The sequence below is a fragment of the Streptomyces sp. NPDC040622 genome (assembly GCF_055593965.1).
In genome coordinates this window covers 31,631-50,375 of sequence record NZ_JBVIXD010000003.1, presented here as the reverse complement: position 1 = coordinate 50,375, position 18,745 = coordinate 31,631, and the positions used below count along the sequence as shown (strand labels likewise).

The 18,745-nt window shown below is 70.6% G+C and carries 14 protein-coding genes; 9 read left to right on the top strand and 5 right to left on the bottom strand.

The features are described from left to right. The first annotated feature begins 30 nt into the window (after positions 1-30). The 6 genes from ACZ592_RS08600 (at position 31) to ACZ592_RS08575 (ending at position 2,918) form a co-directional block, all read left to right on the top strand. Positions 31-246, top strand: coding sequence for a hypothetical protein (locus tag ACZ592_RS08600; RefSeq protein ID WP_471580782.1), 216 nt, complete (start codon positions 31-33; stop codon positions 244-246). Positions 247-393: 147 nt separating this feature from the next. Continuing rightward, positions 394-1,020: a hypothetical protein gene (locus tag ACZ592_RS08595; RefSeq protein WP_471581395.1), complete on the top strand. Its 627-nt coding sequence runs from the start codon at positions 394-396 to the stop codon at positions 1,018-1,020. Between the two features lie 14 nt (positions 1,021-1,034). Next, positions 1,035-1,214 carry a hypothetical protein gene (locus tag ACZ592_RS08590; RefSeq protein ID WP_471580781.1) on the top strand — a complete coding sequence of 60 codons (180 nt, stop codon included), beginning with the start codon at positions 1,035-1,037 and terminating at the stop codon, positions 1,212-1,214. A 179-nt stretch (positions 1,215-1,393) separates the two neighbouring features. After that, positions 1,394-1,792: a BlaI/MecI/CopY family transcriptional regulator gene (locus ACZ592_RS08585; RefSeq protein ID WP_471580780.1), complete on the top strand. Its 399-nt coding sequence runs from the start codon at positions 1,394-1,396 to the stop codon at positions 1,790-1,792. Positions 1,793-1,802: 10 nt separating this feature from the next. Then, the gene (locus tag ACZ592_RS08580) at positions 1,803-2,354 is read left to right on the top strand and encodes an amino-acid N-acetyltransferase (protein WP_471580779.1); all 552 of its coding nucleotides are present in this window, start codon (positions 1,803-1,805) and stop codon (positions 2,352-2,354) included. 225 nt (positions 2,355-2,579) lie between these two features. Continuing rightward, positions 2,580-2,918, top strand: coding sequence for a histone-like nucleoid-structuring protein Lsr2 (locus tag ACZ592_RS08575; protein WP_471580778.1), 339 nt, complete (start codon positions 2,580-2,582; stop codon positions 2,916-2,918). Here ACZ592_RS08575 and ACZ592_RS08570 read toward each other — a convergent pair. Next, positions 2,897-3,487 carry an SCO3374 family protein gene (locus tag ACZ592_RS08570; protein WP_471580777.1) on the bottom strand — a complete coding sequence of 197 codons (591 nt, stop codon included), beginning with the start codon at positions 3,485-3,487 and terminating at the stop codon, positions 2,897-2,899. The genes ACZ592_RS08575 and ACZ592_RS08570 overlap by 22 nt on opposite strands. Positions 3,488-3,926: 439 nt before the next feature. On the opposite strand from ACZ592_RS08570, the gene ACZ592_RS08565 reads away from it, so the two are divergent. Next, positions 3,927-6,455 carry an ATP-dependent Clp protease ATP-binding subunit gene (locus ACZ592_RS08565; protein ID WP_471580776.1) on the top strand — a complete coding sequence of 843 codons (2,529 nt, stop codon included), beginning with the start codon at positions 3,927-3,929 and terminating at the stop codon, positions 6,453-6,455. Between the two features lie 200 nt (positions 6,456-6,655). Here the strand turns inward: ACZ592_RS08565 and ACZ592_RS08560 are convergent, their stop codons facing one another. The 3 genes from ACZ592_RS08560 to ACZ592_RS08550 all read right to left on the bottom strand — a co-directional run bounded on the left by ACZ592_RS08560 (position 6,656) and on the right by ACZ592_RS08550 (position 15,113). Continuing rightward, on the bottom strand, positions 6,656-9,226 hold the full coding sequence (locus tag ACZ592_RS08560; RefSeq protein WP_471580775.1) for an NACHT domain-containing protein: 2,571 nt from the start codon (positions 9,224-9,226) through the stop codon (positions 6,656-6,658). 51 nt (positions 9,227-9,277) lie between these two features. Further along, entirely contained in the window at positions 9,278-11,845 is a 2,568-nt protein-coding gene (locus ACZ592_RS08555) for an NACHT domain-containing protein (protein WP_471580774.1), read from the bottom strand. Between the two features lie 70 nt (positions 11,846-11,915). Continuing rightward, complete coding sequence (locus ACZ592_RS08550) at positions 11,916-15,113, bottom strand: NACHT domain-containing protein (protein ID WP_471580773.1); 3,198 nt, start codon at positions 15,111-15,113, stop codon at positions 11,916-11,918. 471 nt (positions 15,114-15,584) lie between these two features. Here ACZ592_RS08550 and ACZ592_RS08545 point away from each other — a divergent pair, with 471 nt between their 5' ends. Continuing rightward, positions 15,585-16,241, top strand: a complete 657-nt coding sequence (locus ACZ592_RS08545; RefSeq protein WP_471580772.1) for a M23 family metallopeptidase — start codon at positions 15,585-15,587, stop codon at positions 16,239-16,241. A gap of 13 nt (positions 16,242-16,254) precedes the next feature. On the opposite strand, the gene ACZ592_RS08540 is transcribed toward ACZ592_RS08545, so the two are convergent. Then, on the bottom strand, positions 16,255-16,848 hold the full coding sequence (locus ACZ592_RS08540) for a TetR/AcrR family transcriptional regulator (protein WP_471580771.1): 594 nt from the start codon (positions 16,846-16,848) through the stop codon (positions 16,255-16,257). Between the two features lie 178 nt (positions 16,849-17,026). On the opposite strand from ACZ592_RS08540, the gene ACZ592_RS08535 reads away from it, so the two are divergent. Further along, the gene (locus ACZ592_RS08535; RefSeq protein WP_471581394.1) at positions 17,027-18,718 is read left to right on the top strand and encodes an MDR family MFS transporter; all 1,692 of its coding nucleotides are present in this window, start codon (positions 17,027-17,029) and stop codon (positions 18,716-18,718) included. Positions 18,719-18,745: the final 27 nt, after the last annotated feature.

Sequence of the window (18,745 nt, the reverse complement as noted above, 5' to 3'; positions counted from 1 at the left end):
ATCTGAGTGGGTGTGGGGCGGGCCGGGGCGATGAGGCACACGAGACGACTGAGCTGTGCCGTTGTGGCGGCGGCGCTGATGACGGTGGGTGCGGGGCCGGTTGCCCGTGCCGACACGGGCCGGGCGTCCGGCCCGGCGATGGCCGGGGCGAGCGCGGGGATCCTTCCCTGGCTCGCGGTCGCGGCGGTCGCCGCGCTGGGCATAGGAGCGGTGGCCTACGCCTTGGCCCGCCGCCGTGCCGACTGAGGCCGGCCCCTGGGCGCCGGACGGTTCTGAGGCACTCGCCCCTGCGGGGCACCGGACGCCGCGCCCTAAAAGTTGGCGTTAAGCAGATTTTGTCCGTATAGGGCGTATCTTCGGCCCATGCCCACGCCATACGGATCCCGGGGCGGCATGGCCTTCGGCGCGGAGGAGCTGCGTGTGCTCCGTCGTGCCCTGGCGCTCGCCCTGCACCCCAGCCCCGTCTGCGACGAAGACGTCCAGGACTGTCTCCGTCTCGCCGAATCGGTCGACGAAGCGGCGCGCGAGGGCGCCCGGCTGCGCGCCTTCCTGGTGGCCGACCTGGCCCGGTACCGCGCCGCCCTGCCCGGCACCGCGTCCGGCTACCTCGCCCTCCTCGGCGACGTCCTCGCCACCGGCTACCAGCCCGGCGCCGACGACCTCGCCGCCCTGCGCGCCCTGCGCGGCAACCCCACGGCCGCCGCCCTCCTCGACCGCTGCCGCACCCTCGCGGAACGCGCCGTACGCGCCCGCCTGGCAGGCCGGGCGGCCCCCGCCCCCGGCGCCACGCCCACCGTGCCCGCCTCCCGCACCCGCACCCGCCTGCTCGCCCTCCCCGGTGGCCTCGACGCCACCGCGGAAAGCGACCGGAGCGCGCCCAGGCCCAAGACGCCCGCCGAGCGGGAGCGCCCCGCCGTGCCGGAGCCCCCGCGCCCGGTCCCGACCCCGGCCGAGGTCTTCCCGCCGAAGCGCCGGCCCGAGACACCGGCGGACCCGCCGCACCAGCTCGTCGCGGGCTAGCTACTCTGGGGGGCATGGACTACGTTTCCGCGCTCGTGCCCCCCGTAGTGATGGCCGTGTTCTTCACGTGGCTCATCGTGACGATCGTGAAGTCCCAGGGCGGCGCCAACAAGACCAAGGAAGACGCGGCGGTCGACGCCGCGATCTCCCGGGCCGAGGCCGTCCAGCAGACCCCGAAGGCCGGCGCCGCCTGACCACGGGCCCGCACCCGCACCACGCGGGCCACCCGCACCACCCGCGCCCCCCCCGGCGTACGACTCACGCGTCCCCACGCGTCATTCGAGTCGTACGCCCTTTTTGTTGCAGAAATTAGGGGTACGCCACGTCCCTCACGCATCACGCCAATAGTGACGTCTCCCACTATTGTTCAGTTGTGCCTCGTCCATTGGGAGAACTCGAAGACTCAGTCATGACGCGGGTGTGGAAGTGGAACCGCCCCGTGACCGTTCGAGAAGTCCTGGAAGACCTTCAGCAGGAACGGTCCATCGCGTACACGACCGTGATGACCGTTTTGGACAATCTTCATCAGAAGGGCTGGGTGCGCCGCGAAGCGGAAGGCCGCGCCTATCGATATGAGGCGGTCTCCACTCGTGCCGCCTACGCAGCCGCACTGATGAACGAAGCCTGGTCGCAGAGCGACAACCCCGCCGCGGCTCTCGTCGCCTTCTTCGGCATGATGTCGGCGGAACAGCGGGAAGCGCTCAGCGACGCGATGCGTATCGTCCAAGGCCCGGAGAACCCCGCCTCGGCGGAGCGCGGCGCAGAGCGATAGCGTCCGCTTCATGCCAGCAGAGGTCCCCGAACGCAGCGAACTCAGCGAACTCAGCGCAAAAGCGGTCTCCGTCCGCAGGGCGCGAACCTCCGATGTGCCGGCCGTTCGCCGGCTCCTGGACTCCTACGTCCGCGAGCGCATCCTCCTGGACAAAGCCACCGTGACGCTTTACGAGGACATCCAGGAGTTCTGGGTGGCGGAACGCGACGACAACGCCGAGTTGGTCGGCTGCGGCGCTCTGCACGTGATGTGGGAAGACCTCGCGGAAGTCCGCACCCTCGCGGTGAACCCTGAGGTCAAGGGCGCCGGAGTGGGGCACCAGCTGTTGGGCAAGTTGCTGCAGACCGCCGGGTGGCTCGGCGTCCGCAAGGTTTTCTGTCTGACCTTCGAAGTCCACTTCTTCGCGAAGCACGGCTTCGTGGAGATCGGCGAGACTCCGGTCGACGGAGATGTCTACAGCGAGCTCCTGCGTTCCTATGACGAGGGCGTCGCCGAGTTCCTCGGCCTCGAACGAGTGAAACCGAACACCTTGGGCAACAGCCGGATGCTTCTGCATCTGTGATCGTCACGGCGGTATTCCTGGCCGTACCCTGCCCCGGTCGTCTATGTCCGAAACGCGCACGTTTCCAGGCTTCTAGGGGGCACCGGTCTCTCCCAGGGGTTTGTGTTTTTCCGGCAAAAGCGGTTTGCTTTCCGACGTACTGCAGTACTGCATATAACAGGGGCCGGTGAATCGGCGGTTGCGTCGTGCGGGCAGGCCTCACAGTTATCGATGAAAGGAAATCCGGTGGCACAGAAGGTTCAGGTCCTTCTTGTCGATGACCTCGACGGTGGCGAGGCTGACGAGACCGTGACGTTTGCGCTGGACGGCAAGTCCTACGAGATCGACCTCACCACGGGCAACGCGGACAAGCTCCGTGGCGCGCTGGAGGACTTCGTCAAGGCTGGTCGGCGCACCGGAGGCCGTGGTTCGAGCGGCCGTGGCAAGGCGCGCGCCGCGGCGTCGAGCGGCGGCCAGGACACCGCCGCCATCCGTGCCTGGGCAAAGGAGAACGGTTTCGAGGTCAATGACCGCGGCCGTGTTCCCGCGTCCATTCGCGAGGCCTACGAGAAGGCCAACGGCTGACGGCTGCGCCGCCCCAGCCGGACCCGGTGGCAGTGTGTCGCCGCCGTGTCCACGAGTCGTACGAGACCGGAGCCCACGGCGGGGTCGCTGTGGGGCGCAGTCCCGTCCCCTCCCATCGCGGGCAGGGACGGCAGCGCGGGCAGCGTCGGCTCCACCTCACAGCCGGGCTCCGGGGGCCGCAGCCAGACGGCGGCCCCCCGCGAGCCGGACCACCCCGGGGGCGTGGGCGCGTCGATACGCCCGCCCGCCCCGACCGCGGTGAGGCCGAGGGGAATGTCCCCCCACTCCAGCCAGTCGAGCAGCCCCGGCAGCTCGTCCGCGCTTCCCGCGCTCACCAGAAGCCGCATCGTCTCCCCGCACAGGGCCACCGGAGCCTTCGGCCCGAGATGGCGCAGCGCCGCGAAGCCCGCCTCCGCGGGCAGTTCGAGCACGTCGAAGCGCAGCCCCGTCAGGAGCCGCACCGGACCTGGCTCGGGGGCGGTCGCCCAGCCGAGCTCGTTCTCGTACCAGTGCCGCACCGGATCACTGTGCTCGGCCGGCCTGCGGGGCTGAGGAACTGTGGGGGCCATGTCCGAGCAACAGCCGGAAGGCCGTCCGGGTTACGCAGCGTCGCGGGTCGAATGCGTTACGTGCCCGAAAAGGGGGCGTAGGAGAGCGTTCGGCGGCGCAAGGCTGTTCGCCCGTAGCGGAGGGAACCGGGGCGCGCCGCATGGAGTGTCCGTCCTTGCGGGTAAGACATCCCTAGTGGGGAGGGGCGACACGCGGTCTTCGGCGTCGTGCGTTCGCCATCGGCGTAGTGATGGTGAGGGTAACTGCCTGGCCTGCGGGAACATCGTCTCGCACCATCGGGTTGGAGCAGTTGTCGGCGTTCGGGGTCAGGAGTTCCTCCGAGAGGGGGCCGGGTGTCGGCAGTTGGAATGAGCGGTCCCCGCTTGCGGGACTAAGCTGCGGAAGGACAGGGAGGGGACCGACCCCTTACTGCCTGACCGCTCTGAGGAGCGATTAACGATGTTCGAGAGGTTCACCGACCGCGCGCGGCGGGTTGTCGTCCTGGCTCAGGAAGAAGCCCGGATGCTCAACCACAACTACATCGGCACCGAGCACATCCTCCTGGGCTTGATCCACGAGGGCGAGGGTGTCGCCGCTAAGGCCCTGGAGAGCCTCGGGATTTCGCTCGAGGCGGTCCGCCAGCAGGTGGAGGAGATCATCGGACAGGGCCAGCAGGCTCCGTCCGGGCACATTCCCTTCACCCCCCGTGCCAAGAAGGTCCTGGAGCTTTCGCTCCGCGAGGCCCTTCAGCTGGGCCACAACTACATCGGCACGGAGCACATCCTGCTCGGCCTGATCCGCGAGGGCGAGGGCGTCGCCGCCCAGGTCCTGGTCAAGCTGGGCGCCGATCTCAACCGGGTGCGGCAGCAGGTCATCCAGCTGCTCTCCGGCTACCAGGGCAAGGAGACCGCCACCGCCGGCGGTCCTGCCGAGGGCACGCCCTCCACGTCCCTGGTCCTCGACCAGTTCGGCCGGAACCTCACCCAGGCCGCTCGTGAGTCCAAGCTCGACCCGGTCATCGGGCGCGAGAAGGAGATCGAGCGGGTCATGCAGGTGCTGTCCCGCCGTACGAAGAACAACCCGGTCCTCATCGGTGAGCCCGGCGTCGGCAAGACCGCCGTCGTCGAGGGTCTCGCCCAGGCCATCGTCAAGGGCGAGGTGCCCGAGACCCTCAAGGACAAGCACCTCTACACCCTGGACCTCGGCGCGCTGGTCGCGGGATCCCGCTACCGCGGTGACTTCGAGGAGCGCCTGAAGAAGGTCCTCAAGGAGATCCGCACCCGCGGCGACATCATCCTGTTCATCGACGAGCTCCACACCCTGGTGGGTGCGGGTGCCGCCGAGGGCGCGATCGACGCGGCTTCCATCCTGAAGCCGATGCTGGCCCGCGGTGAGCTGCAGACCATCGGTGCGACCACGCTCGACGAGTACCGCAAGCACCTGGAGAAGGACGCCGCGCTCGAGCGCCGCTTCCAGCCCATCCAGGTCGCGGAGCCGTCGCTGCCGCACACCATCGAGATCCTCAAGGGCCTGCGCGACCGGTACGAGGCGCACCACCGTGTGTCGATCACCGACGAGGCGCTGGTCCAGGCCGCGACGCTGGCCGACCGGTACATCTCGGACCGCTTCCTGCCGGACAAGGCGATCGACCTGATCGACGAGGCCGGTTCCCGGATGCGCATCCGCCGGATGACCGCGCCGCCGGACCTCCGCGAGTTCGACGAGAAGATCGCGGGCGTCCGTCGCGACAAGGAGTCGGCCATCGACTCCCAGGACTTCGAGAAGGCGGCCTCTCTCCGCGACAAGGAGAAGCAGCTGCTGGCGGCGAAGGCCAAGCGCGAGAAGGAGTGGAAGGCCGGCGACATGGACGTCGTCGCCGAGGTCGACGGCGAGCTGATCGCCGAGGTCCTCGCGACCGCCACCGGCATCCCGGTCTTCAAGCTGACCGAGGAGGAGTCGAGCCGCCTGCTGCGCATGGAGGACGAGCTCCACAAGCGCGTCATCGGCCAGAAGGACGCCGTCAAGGCGCTCTCGAAGGCGATCCGGCGTACGCGTGCGGGTCTGAAGGACCCGAAGCGTCCCGGTGGCTCGTTCATCTTCGCGGGCCCGTCCGGTGTCGGTAAGACCGAGCTGTCCAAGGCGCTCGCCGAGTTCCTCTTCGGCGACGAGGACGCGCTGATCTCCCTCGACATGTCGGAGTTCAGCGAGAAGCACACGGTTTCGCGTCTCTTCGGTTCGCCCCCCGGTTACGTGGGCTACGAAGAGGGCGGCCAGCTGACCGAGAAGGTCCGTCGCAAGCCGTTCTCCGTCGTCCTTTTCGACGAGGTGGAGAAGGCCCACCCGGACATCTTCAACTCGCTCCTGCAGATCCTGGAGGACGGTCGTCTGACCGACTCCCAGGGCCGGGTCGTCGACTTCAAGAACACGGTCATCATCATGACGACCAACCTCGGCACCCGTGACATCTCGAAGGGCTTCAACCTGGGCTTCGCGGCCCAGGGCGACACGAAGTCCAATTACGAGCGGATGAAGAACAAGGTCAGCGACGAGCTGAAGCAGCACTTCCGCCCGGAGTTCCTGAACCGCGTGGACGACGTCGTCGTCTTCCCGCAGCTCAGCCAGGACGACATCCTCCAGATCGTCGACCTGATGATCACCAAGGTGGACGAGCGCCTGAAGGACCGGGACATGGGCATCGAGCTCTCCCAGTCCGCGAAGGAGCTCCTCTCGAAGAAGGGCTACGACCCGGTGCTCGGCGCGCGTCCGCTGCGGCGCACGATCCAGCGCGAGGTCGAGGACACCCTCTCCGAGAAGATCCTCTTCGGCGAGCTGCGTCCCGGCCACATCGTGGTCGTCGACACGGAGGGCGAGGGCGACACCGCCACGTTCACCTTCCGCGGCGAGGAGAAGGCGGCGCTGCCCGACGTGCCGCCGATCGAGTCGGCCGCCGGTGGCGGCGCGGGCCCGAACCTGAGCAAGGAGGCGTGACGCTCCCCGTGAGCTGACCGCTTGAAGGGGCTGCCCCGGACCGTTCCGTACGGTTCCGGGGCAGCCCCTTTTCCGTATGCGGCTGCATGAGCCGGTCGGCTGCGTGAGCCGGTCGGCTGCGTGAGCCGGTCGGCTGCGTGAGCCGGTCGGCTGCGTGAGCCGGTCGGCTGCGTGAGCCGGTCCTACGAGGGGGTCCGCGGTCAGGCCGTGATCGTGACGCCCTCCGGCACGTTCCGCACGCGCGGCAGGCGCGGGTTGACGCGCAGCACCCGCAGGCCGGGGAAGCGGGCCAGCCACGCCATGTCGGGGTCGGGCAGCTCGGCGTTGACCCAGAGGTGCGTGAGCGGGCCGGGGACCAGGCCGGCGAGGAGCTCGTCGGTGCGCATCACGCCCGCCACCTGGATGCGGGGCCGCCCGCCGAGGTCGCGCAGCGCCGCGAGCTCGGCCGCGTCCGAGACGGGGAAGTACAGGCCCGCCGGATCGAGGTGGGCGATGATCTCGCGGCCGTACCGCTCGGTGTCGAAGTACCGCCAGGGGCGGGCCAGCTCGGTGCGGATGGCGAGCGAGGACCGGGTGCGCAGGCGGGCGAGGTAGTCGATGGCCGCGTCGTCCTGGACGCGGGTCGCGGTGATGGCGAGGAGCAGCGCGCGCTGGTCGTCGTCGACCTGCTCGGGGTAGGGCAGCTGCTCCAGGACGATGGGGCCGACCCAGCCGAGGCTGCGGGCGCCCTGCTCGGTGGTGGGCCGGATGAGGTTCTTCGTGCGGCGGTGCACGAGCTCCTGCATGGCGGGGTCCAGCTCGCTGACGTGTTCCAGGCAGGCCGCGGCCATCAGGCGCCGGTGGTTGACGTGCGGCCTGCGCAGGCCGGGCGCGGCGGCCAGCAGGTGCTCGAGGAAGCGGGCGCACTCGTCGGGCCGGGCGTGCGCGGCGGACATGCGGATGACCTCCTCCCACTCCGGCTGGTGGGCGTGGTCGACGAGGGTGTGCAGGTCGCCGCGGGCCACGATCTCCTTGGCCGCCAGGTAGTCCTGGAAGGTCCGGTGGATGAAGTCGACCGAGACGCCCGCCTGCTCGCGCAGCAGCCCGGTGCGGTGCAGGAGGTGGCGGAAGATCTTCTCGCCGTCGCCCGCGGCACGGGCCGAGGGGATGGCGGGCAGCGCGCGGTCCAGGACGGCGACGACCCGCTCGCGCGGCAGCTCCGAGAGGCCCTCCTCCAGCATGGCGTGGGCGAGCTTGCGAAGGAGCAGCTCGCGGGCGCCCTGCTGCAGGTGCACGTCGTCCGCGTACAGCACGTCGCGTTCGGGGTCGCGGCGCTGCAGGAGCATCTCCAGGGCGGCGTCGTAGAGCTCCTTGCGGCCCTTGGGCAGGGAGCCCGCGCGGTCCCGGTTGAGGGCGCATATCAGGCCGCACATCAGGGGGTTGGTGGCGAGCTGGCGCAGCTCGCGGTAGATGCGTACGGAGTGCAGCAGGCGCTGCTCGTACTCCTTGAGGGTGTCGTGGTCGCGCTGTTCCCCGCACTGTTCGTCGCCCATCGCCGCGGTGTGCCAGTCGTGGATGAAACGGGTGACCTGGTCGCGGGACATCGGGGCGAGCGACAGCTCCGAGAAGCCCTCCTCGGCGAGGCGTTCGTGGGCGAGCCAGCCGTCCTCGACGGCGGAGGGGCGCGAGGTGACGAGGCAGGCGGTGCCGGAGAAGATGCGCAGGAGCCTGCGGAGGTGGTCACGCAGGGCGCCGCGGGTCTCCTCGGGGGCCTCGTCGATGCCGTCGACCAGGAGCAGGGCGCGGCCGGCGAGGAGGGTGCGCACGATCCAGCCCTCGGGCGCCCGGTCGGCCAGCGGGTGGCGCACCGCGTGCAGGAAGTCGTCCGGGGCGGGGAAGCCCTCGCGGGCGAAGCGGCGTACGGGCAGGACGAAGGGCACGCGGGCGCCGTCGCGGGCCGCGGCCACCGCGAGCCACTGCACGAGGGTCGTCTTGCCGGAGCCCGCGACGCCGCGCAGCAGGACCCGCTCGTGGCCTTCCAGGGCCCGGTCGGCGAGGAGCACCGTGCGCTGGTGTCCCGCCGTCCCGGCGGGCGGCCCGCCGGTGTTCTCCTCGGCCTGGAGGCTGAGGTAGGTGTCCTCCAGGGGCCAGCGGTCGGGCGCGTTGGCGAAGTCGACGCCGACGATGGTCAGCCAGCCGTGCTGGCGCACCACCTCCTGGGCGTACGCGGCCTCGAACTCGGCGTCCTCCACGGAGGGTTCGGGCTTGCGGGCGGACGCCTCGGCGTCGTTCAGGTCGACGAGCTGGCGGATGCGGCTGGCGCGTTCGGGCATGTGGCGCTGGATGTAGGGGGAGCGGCGTACGAAGTGGTGCAGGACGTGCAGGCAGACGGCGACGAGCAGCTCGTCGTGGAACCAGGCGGCGCCGGGGGTCAGGCCCCGGTCGGCGCCCTGGACGGCGCCGCGCAGCCGCCGCGCGTAGTCCTGCGGGCCAAGTCGCACCGCGTCGGCGTCGGTGAGGTCGAGTTCGCCGATGGCGAGCAGGGTGCGGGTCAGCACGTCGGCGACCGCGGGGAGTTCGGCGGTCGGGGTGGTGTGCGTCTCGGCGGCGAGCTGGATGAATTCGCCCGCGGTGCGGTGGACCTCGTCCGGGTCGGCCGGGGCGTCGGGGCCGCGCCAGGTGGCGAGGGCGGCGATCAGGTCCGGGGTGTTGGGAGGGCGGGGCGGGACGCGGAAGAACCGTTGCACGAGGGGTGCTGCGAGGGCCGAGGGGGTGCGTACGACGGGCTCCATGGCATCGGGGTCCCTGGGGGTCGCGAAGGCTGGCGTCGGGTCAACCGTAGGTCAATTGCCGGGGGACAGAGGCCTGTTGAGGCGAACGTGGGGCGGCAGCTGCTGGGCTTCGGTCTCGCTCACGTCCGCGTGGACGACGAGTTCGGCCAGGCACGGGAAGGCCGAGAGCCAGGCGAGCCCCTCGACCGGGTGGGGAGCGTCCAGCGTGAGACGGGTGAGCCGCTCGGGCACGATGAGTTCGGTGAGGTCCTCGACGCGGTAGGCGCCGGTGACATGAAGGTCCGGCCAGCCTCCGACGGAGCGCAGCGCGCGGAGGTCCGCGGGGGTGTGGACGGGAACGGTGGGCCGCGAGGACAGGTGCGCGAGGACTTCCCGTACGTAGAGCTCCCGGTCGAAGAACCCCCACTGCTGTGCCAGGGTCAGCTGGACCCAGCGGCCGGGGTGGTCGCGAAAGCGCGTCAGGAAGTGCAGTGCCTGAGGGCTGCCGACCCTGGCGGCGGCGAGGACCACCAGGCGGGCGTGCTCGTCGTCGACCTCGTCCGGGCCGGGCAGCAGGGGGAGCAGCAGGTCGCGGCCCGCCTCCGCCAGGTTGGCGGCCTGGTGGTCCGTCTGCGGCGGGATCAGCGTCCGTACCCCTTCCTGGACCAGCTGACGCACGGCCGGCGCCAGCTCGGCCGCGTACGAGGCCGCCGCCGCGGCGAGCAGTTTCCCCCGCGCCGTGCCGCCCGCCACCAGCCGTCGCAGCATCTGTTCCGCCTCCTTGGGCCGCGCGTGCGCGGCGGCCAGCAGGATGACGTCCTCCCACTCGGCCCGGTCCGCGTGGTTCAGGATCAGGTCGAAGTCCAGCTCCTGAACGGCGAGGCGGGCGCCGAGGTAGTCCTGGAAGGTGCGGTGGAGGAAGTCCACGCGCCCGTGGGCCGGCTCCCGCAGCAGGCCCGACCTCAGGAGGAGCCAGCTGTACACGTCCTCGCCGCTGCCGTCGAGGTTCATCGAGGGCGCGGCTTCCCCGAGAAGGTGCACGGCGTCCGAACGGTCCATCTCCGAGCGGCTGTTGCGGATGAGCCACCAGGCGAGCTTCTGCAGGAGCTGCACCTGGATGGCGAACGAGAGCCGCCCGCCGGAGGAGAGCGGGGGAGCGACCTCCCGCTCGACGTCCCTGCGTTCGAGCAGCATCGTCAGAGCGGCCTCGTACAGGGACTTCCTGTCCTGCGGCAGGAAGCCGTGCCGCTCCCGGTGCAGGGCGCAGAGCATCCCGCACATCAGCGGGTTGGTGGCGAGCCGGTTCAGCTCGGACGCGGCCCGCACGGACTGCAGGAGGGTGGTGCCGAGGGCTTCGTCGGCCGCCGCGGCCCGGTGCCAGCGGTGGACGAACGTGGCGACGTCGTCGCGCGCCATCGGCGAGAGCGTGAGCTCGGTGAAGCCGGTGGCGTCCAGCCAGCGGCTCGGGACGGCCGATGGCCGGGTGGTGATGAGCCACAGGTTGCCGGGGAAGGTGCGCGTCAGATCGCGCAGCCACCGCTTGGCGGACTCGCGCCGGCCTTCGGCGATCTCGTCGAGACCGTCCACGAGGAGCACGCCGCGCCCCGCCCGCAGCACGCGCTCCACCCAGCCCGCGGGCTGCTCCCCGGCGACGAGGCAGCCGACGGATGTCAGGAACTCGCCCGGGACGGGCAGGTCGGAGCCGGGCCGGACGATCCGCCGCATCGGCAGCACGAACGGCACGCGCCCGATGAGGTGGGTGAGCCCGTGCTCGTACGTCCGGTCGGCCGCCGTCACGGCGAGCCACTGGACCAGGGTCGTCTTGCCGGATCCCGCGACGCCGCGCAGCAGCACGTGGTCGTGCTGGGCGAGGACCTGCTCGGCGGCGACCCGGGTGGCGCCCTCCCCCAGGCGGTCCCTGGTCGCCTCCAGGCTGAGGTAGGCCGTGTCCAGCGGCCACTCGCTGGTCCCGGCGTAGACGTCGAGCCCGTAGATGGTGAGGGTGCCGTGCCGTGCCGTGATGTACGACGCGTACCGCGCCTCGAACGCGGCGTCCTCGGCCGACTGCGAGGGCAGCCGCTCCAGCAGTACGTCGACGGCTCCGACCAGCTGCGCGAGCTGTTGGCTCTGCCGGGTCTGCTGCCGCGCGATGTAGGTGGAGCGCTGGGTGAAGAAGGTCAGGATGTGCAGGCAGGCGGTGTGCAGCAGCCGTTCGTGGAACAGCTCGGCGTCGCGGCTGAGCGCGAAGGACGCGACGGTCACGGCCGAGTGCGAGCGGAGGGTGCGCGCGAACTCCTCGGGCCCGAGCGCGACGGCCTCGTAGTCGTCGATGGTGAGGGTGCCGAGCGCGGCGAGCGAGCGCGCCAGGGCGTTCCTGACGGCGAGGGCCTCGGCGGCGTCGACGGGGGACTCGCCGGGGCCCGCGGCCCGCAAGGCCCGGCGGACGAGCTCGTCGGCGATCTTCTCGACGTCCTTCGGGGTGACGGAGTGCTTCTCGCCCCTGAACGACACGAGCCCGGATATCCGCACCGGTCTGCCGACGAGCCCGGCACCCGGCTGGTCCTTCACGAAGAGCTTCTTCACGAGGGGCGCGACGGCACTGGAGGCCAGGCGGGCTCCCAGAGCGGCGGGGTCGACCATGGGTCGAGGGTAGGCCACGGGTAGGCAACTGGGCGCTGTGGACGCGGAGTTGGTGCGGATGCCGGTGGCGTCAGGGCCTTGGGGACGGGCGCCCGTCGACGGACAGCTTGATGGTGTCGGGGAGTTGGGCGGGGTCCGGGGTTTCGGAGGACTGCAGCACAGTGACGCGTTGCAGTCCCGCATGCTCCCGCAGCGGCGTGAGGTCGACCGCCTCCGGGGCGCACACCTGGAGGACCGTCATCGAGGGGAAGGCCGCGACGGCCTGTCGCAGGTCGCACCTGGTGCCGCGGGCCATGATGGAGATGTGGCCCGACGCGGGCAGCCGGACTCCGCTGGCCGCGAGGCCGGACAGCTCCTCGGGGCTCAGGCTCAGGTGCTTCAGCTCCTTCAGGCCGGCCAGAGTCCGCCAGTCCTCTTCGGTGAGTGGAGCATCCAGCTCAAGGCCGACCTGGATCAGGTCGACGAACGTGGCGAGCCCGGTGAGGCCGACCGTGTTGGTGGGCAGGAAAACGCACTTCAGCGGCGCGTCGTCCGGCAGGAGCTCAAGGAGGGGCCGCTCGGATTCCACGCTGACCATGCCCAGCCGGTGGAGCGTCCGCAGCGGCCGCAGGTCGTGAAGTCGTGGCAGGTCCCGGAGGATCAGGTCGGTGACAGGGAGCCCGGTCACCGACCTGAGCGAGTCGATGGCGGGGCACGAGATCAGGCTGAGGCGCCTCAGGTCCCGGAACCGGCTGATGAACCCCAGGTCGTCGAGGACGGAGTTGTGGGTGAGCGAGAGGCGGACCAACTGCCGGTCGCCCAAGGCCTCGACGATCTGCTCCGCCGTGAAGTCGCCGGAGAAGTCGATGGAGCGGTGGCCGTCCATACGGCCCAGCGCCGCGAGTTCGGCCGCCGAGCGGACCACGACGGTCGTGCCGGACTTGTCGCGCAACTGTCCGATGATCTCCCGCGCATAGGTCTCCGTGTCGAACCGGTCCCAGTGGGAGCCGAGTTGCTGATCGACGACGGGGCTCGCGCGATCCCGGTACTTCACCAGGCACGGCAGCGCCGCGTCCCCGCCGACGAGGGCCGCCGTGGTCGCGACGTAGGCCGCCTCCATGTCGCTCGCCACGGCGTCGGGATCCGGCAGCAGCTCCAGGACGATGGGGCCGAGCTCCGCGAGCTTGCGGGCCTCCGGGTAGCTCTGGGGCGGGATGAGCTCGGCAGCCCGCCGCCCCACCTTGGCCCGTACTTCAGGGTCCAGCTTCGCCGCGTGCTCCAGGCAGGCCGTCGCCAGCAGGTGCAGCCGCACGCGGAGCTCCGCGTGCCGGTCGCCCCGCTTCATCAGGCCCCGCAGCAGCCGCACCCGCTCGTCGGGGCGCGCGTGCGCGACGGCCATCCGGACGACGTCCTCCCACTGGTCCAGGTGCGCGTGCCGGATCAGCAGGTCGAAGTCGCGTTCCTCCACCGCGGCCCGCGCGCCCAGGTAGTCCTGGAAGGTGCGGTGCACGAAGTCGACGGCTCCCGCGCCCGGTTCGCGCAGCAGGCCGGAGCGGACCAGGAGGTGGCGCAGGATGTCCTCGGCCGAGCCCTGCTCGGCGACGTAGGGCATGGACGGCAGCAGCCGCTCCAGCTGGTTCACGGCGTCCGCGCGGTCCATCTCGGAGCGGCCGTTGCGGATCAGCCAGTACGCGAGCCGCTGCAGCAGCTCGATCTGGGACTCCTCGTCCAGTTCCACCGCCATGTCGCGTTCGCGGTCGCGGCGCTCCAGGAGCATCGAGAGCGCGGCGTCGTACAGGCCTTTCCTGCCGCGCGGCAGGAAGCCGCGCCGCTCGCGGTGGAGGGCGCAGATCAGCGCGCACATCAGCGGATTGGTGGCGAGTCTGCCGAGGTCCTGCTTGGTGCGTACGGCATTCAGCAGAGCGTCGCCCAGGGCGGCGTCCGCTCCGGCGGCCTCGTGCCAGCGGTGGATGAACACCCGGATGTTCTCCCGGCTCATACGGGAGAGCGCGAGGTCGGTGAAGTCCTCGCCGCCGAGCCAGTCCTCGCGTACGGCCGAGGGGCGCGAGGTGACGAGCCACAGGTTGCCCGGATAGGCGGCGAGGAGGTCGCAGAGCCAGCGCCGGGTGCGTTCGCGCTCCTCCTCGGGCACCTCGTCGATGCCGTCGATCAGCAGGAGCCCGCGGCCGGCGGACAGGACGCGGTCGGCCCAGCCCGCGGGCTGCGCACTGGCGAGCGGGTTGCCCGCCGAGCCCAGGAAGTCGCCGGGGGAGGGCAGGCAGGCGCCGCCGCGCGTGAGGGTGCGCAGCGGCAGGACGAACGGCACGCGCCCGATGAGGTGGGCCAGCTCGCCCGTGAGGCGGTCCTGGCGGGCGGTGGTGACCGCGAGCCACTGCACGAGCGTGGTCTTCCCGGAGCCCGCGGCGCCGCGCAGCAGGACCCGCTCGTTGCCCGCGAACACCCCTTCCACGGGCTGGGAGAGCGGCGGGATCCAGTGTTCGGCCGGCGGAGCCCCCGCGCGGCTGCCGGCCGCGAAGGCGGCGTCGGCGACGGGCTGGTGGTCGGCGTTGCGGGACGCGTGCAGGCTCAGATAGGCGGTGTCCAGGGGCCAGTCGCGGGACTCGTTGAGGTCGATGCCGTAGATCGTGAGACGGCTGTGCTTCTTGGCGACGTATGCCTCGTAGCGCTGCTCGAATCCGGCGTCCTCCGCGGCCCGGGACGCCAGGCGTCCGATGAGGATGTCGGTGCGGGTGATCAGCTCGTCGAGCTGCCGGCTCTGCTCGACGAGCGAGCGGGCGACGAAGGTGGAGCGCTGGGTGAGGAAGTGCAGGATGTGCAGGCAGGCGCTGTCCAGGAGCCGGGAGTAGAGGGAGACGGTGTCCTGACCGAGGAAGCGCACGAGCTGGGGGCCGCCCGCCCGCTCGTACAGCTTGGCGGCGAGCCCGGTGGGGCCGAGGCGCACGGCGGCCACGTCGTCGAGGTCCAGGTCCGCGAGCGCGTAGAGCGTCAGCTCCAGGGCGTCCGTGAGGGCTTCGGTCTCGATGTCGCCCGCCGGATCGCCGGGGGGCGCGGGAGTCGGGCGGTTCGCGCGCTCGACCAGCTCCCGGGTGAGCCCGCGCAGGTCTGCTGGGGACAGGGCGCGCTTCTCACCCTTGAACGACACCAGCGAAGAGAGCCGCACGGGCTTCTCCACCAGCCCCGCTCCCGGACCCTCCCGCACGAACAGCTTCTTGATCAGCGGGGCGACGGCGCTCGATGCCAGGCGGGTGCCTATGACCGCGGGATCCATGCCCGCGAGCGTAGCGGCCGTCACATTCCGGGTGGGGTGGATCTCGGGGGTCGGTGACATGGCGCACAGGTCTTTTGTCCGTTACTAGGCGGAATAGTGGAAAGAGGAAGATCCGCGCTCGGGACCTTCGGCCCGCAACCTCCGGGACCTTCGTCGCGTCCGGCCGCCGCGAGCGGTGGCCCGGCGCGGGCGGGCGTCGAGGGGGCGTCCGACGTGGGGTTAAACCCCCGCGGTGGGAGGAAATCCGCGTACCGGACCTCGGGTGAATTGTCCGGATTTGAGGGTGTCAAGCGGACCAAATGGCGGGCTTCGCCTACGGCTTTGGGTAGTAGATGGGCGTTTTGGGCGCCGAGTGGGGTGGGGGTTACCAAGGGATGGCCGACCCGGCGACCACGTGACTCACGTGAGGCCGCCGGGTCGCGTCGTGCCCCGCATGCCCCCCTCAGTCGTCACACTCCGGAGGACATCCTCATGTCGAAGCGAACCAAGTCCCGCCGCCCCGTCCCGTCCCTGTTCCGTACGCGTGCGGCCGTCGTCGCCATGGGTGTCGGAGCGTCGGCGGTCCTCGGGGCCGGGGTCTCGGTCGCCGCGGCGGACGCCAAGGGCGGCGGCGCGCTGCCCGGCGTCGCGGTGAACTCCGTCCAGGCGCAGGCCACGGCCCAGGCGAAGAAGGCCGCGGACGTCCAGCGCGCGGCCGCCGCGAAGGCCGCCGCCTGGGTCCACCCGGTCAACAACTACACGCTCTCCGCGACCTTCGGGCTCGGCGGCAACATGTGGGCCCACAAGCACTCCGGCCAGGACTTCGCCGTGCCGATCGGCACGGGGGTCGAGTCCGTGCACGGCGGCACCGTCGTCAAGGCCGGCCCCAACGGCGCCGGTGACGGTCCCGCGTACGGCAACGCCGTCGTGGTGAAGCACAGCAACGGCACGTTCTCCCAGTACGCGCACCTCTCGCGGATCGATGTGCGGGTGGGTCAGACCGTCGGCACCGGCCAGCACATCGCGCTCTCCGGCAACACCGGCAACTCCAGCGGCCCGCACCTGCACTTCGAGATCCGCACGACCCCGAACTACGGCTCGGCCGTCGACCCGGTCGGCTTCCTGCGCACGGTCGGCGTGAAGGTCTGATCCGACCCGGCGTTCACCGGGTGCCCGTGTGCGCCCGCGTCACCAGATCGATGGCGACCTCGAGGATGGCCTTGCGCTTCTCCTCGGGGTCGCCTTCGACGTCCTTGAGGACGAACATCCCGCCGTGCATGGTGAACAGCGCGCTGAAGCAGCGCACCTGGTCGGGCATCGGCGCGTCCGGGTCCTTGAGGATGTCGTAGAGCCCGAGCATGCGGTCCTTGAAGCTCTCTCCCGTCTTCAGGTCCCGCATCGTCGCCTGGTTCTCCTGCATGAAGCGGAAGAGCGGCGCCGCGTCGACGAGGATCTCGCTGTAGCGGGTGAGCGCCTTCTGCTTGACCTCCAGCGAGATCGGCCGGGGCTGCTCGTGCCCCCAGGCGATCAGCTCGTCGATGGGCCTGGTGAGGTCGTCGAAGATGCTGGTCAGGATGTCTTCCTTGGTCTTGAAGTGGTAGTACAGCGCCGCCTTCGTGACCTCCAGGCGCTCCGAGATCTCACGGAGCGACGTCTTCTCGTACCCCTGCTCGGCGAAGAGCTCCAGGGCCACGTCCTGGATGCGCTGACGAGTGTTCCCGCGGCGCTGTTGCCTGCTCGTGCTGCCCGTGCCCATCGGGATGCTCCTCGCCTCCACTGACCTTCAACTGAACTTACTTGACGCCCGGCTAGTTAGGGGTCTACCTTCCCTCAGTGTAATCAACTAGCCGGGCGGCAAGTAAGTGCCGGGGAGTCCTGGGGAAGCCAGGGCGGTGCGGAAGGTACGGGGAGTGGGGAACATGTCAGAGATATCCATGGACAAAGCCGGGGGAGCGGCCGCGCAGCCGGTCGACGCCGCACCCGGCAAGAGCGAGCCACAGCCGCGCAGCGTGCGCGTCGTCCTGATGGCCCTGATGATCACGATGCTGCTCGCGATGCTCGACAACATGATCGTCGGCCCCGCGATGCCGACCATCGTCGGCGACCTCGGCGGCATGGAACACCTGTCGTGGGTCGTGACCGCCTACACCCTGGCCACCGCCGCCTCCACCCCCATCTGGGGCAAGCTCGGCGACATGTACGGCCGCAAGGGCGCCTTCCTCACCGCGATCGTCATCTTCCTCGCCGGATCCGCGCTCAGCGGCATGGCGCAGGACATGGGACAGCTCATCGGCTTCCGCGCGATCCAGGGACTGGGCGCGGGCGGACTGATGGTCGGCGTCATGGCGATCATCGGTGACCTGGTGCCGCCGCGGGACCGCGGCAAGTACATGGGCATGATGACCGGCGTCATGGCGGTCGCGATGATCGGCGGCCCCCTCGTCGGCGGCTCCATCACCGACCACCTCGGCTGGCGCTGGGCCTTCTACATCAACCTGCCGCTCGGCGCCGTCGCCCTCGCCATGGTGACCAGCGTCCTGCACCTGCCCAAGAAGAAGGCGCAGGGCCGCATCGACTACCTCGGCGCCGCGCTGCTCACCATCGGCATCAGCTCGCTCGTGCTCGTGACCACCTGGGGCGGTACGGAGTACGCCTGGGACTCGGCCGTGATCATGGAGCTCATCGGCATCGGCGTCGCCTCGCTCATCGGCTTCCTCTTCGTACAGAAGAAGGCCGCCGAACCGATCCTGCCGCTGCACATCTTCAAGAACCTCAACTTCTCGCTGATGGCCGTGATCGGCTTCATCACCGGCTTCGTGATGTTCGGCGCGATGCTCTTCCTGCCGCTCTACCAGCAGTCGGTGCAGGGTGCGTCCGCCACCAACTCCGGTCTGCTGCTGCTCCCGATGCTGCTGTCGATGATGGCCGTCTCGATGGTCGCGGGCCGCGTCACCACCTCCACCGGCAAGTACCGGATGTTCCCGATCATCGGCACCATCCTGATGGTCACCGGCTTCTTCCTGCTGGCGCAGATGGACACCGGCACCTCGCGCCTGACCTCCGGCCTCTACATGGCCGTGCTCGGCGCGGGCATGGGCTTCCTGATGCAGATCACGATGCTGGTCGCGCAGAACAGCGTCGAGATGAAGGACATGGGCGTCGCCTCGTCCTCGGCCACGCTCTTCCGCACGCTCGGCTCCTCCTTCGGCGTCGCGATCATGGGCGCGCTCTTCAACAACCGCGTCCACGACGTGATGAACGAGCGCGCGGGCGCCCTCGGCGGCAAGATCACCGAGACGTCGGCGCAGCTGGACGCGGACAGCCTCGAGAAGCTGGCGGCGCCCGTACGGGACGCCTACCAGCACGCGGTGTCGGCCGGTACGCACTCGGCCTTCCTGCTCGGCGCCGCCATCAGCGTCGTGGCCCTGCTCGCGGCCTTCTTCGTCAAGGAGATCCCGCTGCGCGGCTCGGGCCCCGCGGACAAGCCGGCCGGCGGCGAGCCCGCCGCGAGCGCCGAAGGCACCGTGCCGGGCGACCAGAGCGCCGGGAACGGCGACAGGACCGCCGGGAACGCGGAAGGGGACTCCGCGCGGGCGGCAGGCAAGACGGTGGCGGAACACGTCTGACCCCACCGCCCCGCCTCGGCGGACGAC